Below are 1,525 nucleotides of genomic sequence, written 5' to 3'. Positions count from 1 at the left end.
CGTCGGGCGAACGATCTGCTGTCCTCGATGCTGGGCGCTGCCCTGGTCCTGATGGGGGACGGGACGGTCGTGGCCTCGAATGACGCTGCCGCCGGGCTCTTCGGACTGCAGCCGGGGGGCTCGGTCCGGCACATGACGCTTGATCCGGCCGATCTTGAACACCTTGTCGCGCGTCTGGCCGACATCGCTTCCGGCACCCTCGCCGAAGATGTCCTGCGACTGCGCTTGCCAGAGCCGGACCGTACAATCCTGGTTCACCTGAAGCCCTTGCTGCAAGCCGGCGGCCGCAAGCACGTCCTGGCGATGACAAGCGAGTTCGACTGGCCAAGCACCGTTCCTGAATTCCTGGCGCGGGTCTTCAAGCTTACGCCAGCCGAAGCCGAGGTGATGCGCCTGCTGGCAGGAGGCGGCACGGTCGCGGGGATCGCTGCCGCCACCTGCCGAAGCACGGGAACCGTGCGGTCCCAGTTGCACGCGGTCCTGCAAAAGACCGGCACCTGCAGCCAGGCCGAACTGATCCGCCTGGCCATGCTGCTGGTGCAATCGGTGCCGGCAGGCATCGAACCCCAACGGCCACGTATTCCCTTGCCGTATCAGCGCTTCCACCGGATGCCTGACGGCCGGCGCATCGAGGTGCTGAGCTTTGGCGATCCCGCGGGCCGGCCGATCATTTGGATGCAGTCCACCTATGGCCTGTGGCGGTTGCCCCGCGCGGCGGAGGACGACCTTGCCCGGCGCAAGCTGTGGGTGCTGGTGCCGTTTCGCGCAGGATGGTGCGGCAGCGACCCGGCCCCACCAGGCAGCAGGCAGCCATTGGAGCTAGCGGTAGAGGATATGAGGGCCCTGATGCACCAGCTTCGGATCCCTTCGGCGGTCGTGGTGGCGCCTGGCGACGATATCCGCATCGCGCTGATGCTGGCGCAGGCCGCCCCGGACCTTGTCCGGGCGATTTTTGCCATCGGTGCCGGCTTTCCGATCTTGAATGACGCCCAGTACCGCCGCTTGATGCCTGTGGCACGTTTCACTCGCACCTGCTCTCGCTACAGCCCGAAGGTGCTGCCCTTCCTGATGCGCAGCACGCGGGTCGTCATCTCGACCTATGGCCTTGAGCGCTATCTGCGCGGGATTTTGGCCCATGTTCCTGGCGATGCGCGCGCCATGGCCGAACCAGAGATTGCTGCAGCGTTTTACAACGGTGTCGAAAAGCAGTTCTTTACCGAACCTTTTTCTGAAACTGCCTTTTGCACGGAAGTGCCTGCGTTTCACCAGGACTGGCCAAGGGAACTGGGTCATGTCGCCTGTCCGGTGACGCTGATCCACGGCCAGCAGGACGGCAATGCGCCCATCGAGACGGCTTTGGAATACTATGCCATGTATCCCGACTGGCGCTTTATCTCCTGGCCCGATGCAGGCGAGTTGGTCGCACATGTGCATTGGCGCGAGGTGCTGGACCTGATCAGCGAGGCCAATGTGCCAGCATCACCTGATGGTCTTCCGGTCGACCAAATGCCCCAAGCAAAAAAAA

At 63.9% G+C, this 1,525-nt stretch carries 1 protein-coding gene and 1 pseudogene; one reads left to right on the top strand and one right to left on the bottom strand.

The genetic code is table 11. The features are described 5' to 3' along the window. The coding region (locus IEX25_RS20265; protein WP_229665525.1) for a hypothetical protein at positions 1-543 on the bottom strand (543 nt) is incomplete at its 3' end. Here IEX25_RS20265 and IEX25_RS19685 point away from each other — a divergent pair. Further along, positions 424-1,525 (top strand): annotated as a pseudogene (locus tag IEX25_RS19685) (hypothetical protein); the annotation flags it as partial. The gene IEX25_RS20265 and the pseudogene IEX25_RS19685 sit on opposite strands and share 120 nt — an antisense overlap.

It is taken from the genome of Paracoccus acridae, from assembly GCF_014642735.1.
GTDB classification, from domain to species: domain Bacteria; phylum Pseudomonadota; class Alphaproteobacteria; order Rhodobacterales; family Rhodobacteraceae; genus Paracoccus; species Paracoccus acridae.
The sequence above is the reverse complement of the archived record's forward strand: the minus strand, read 5'-3'. Positions and strand labels throughout refer to the sequence as shown.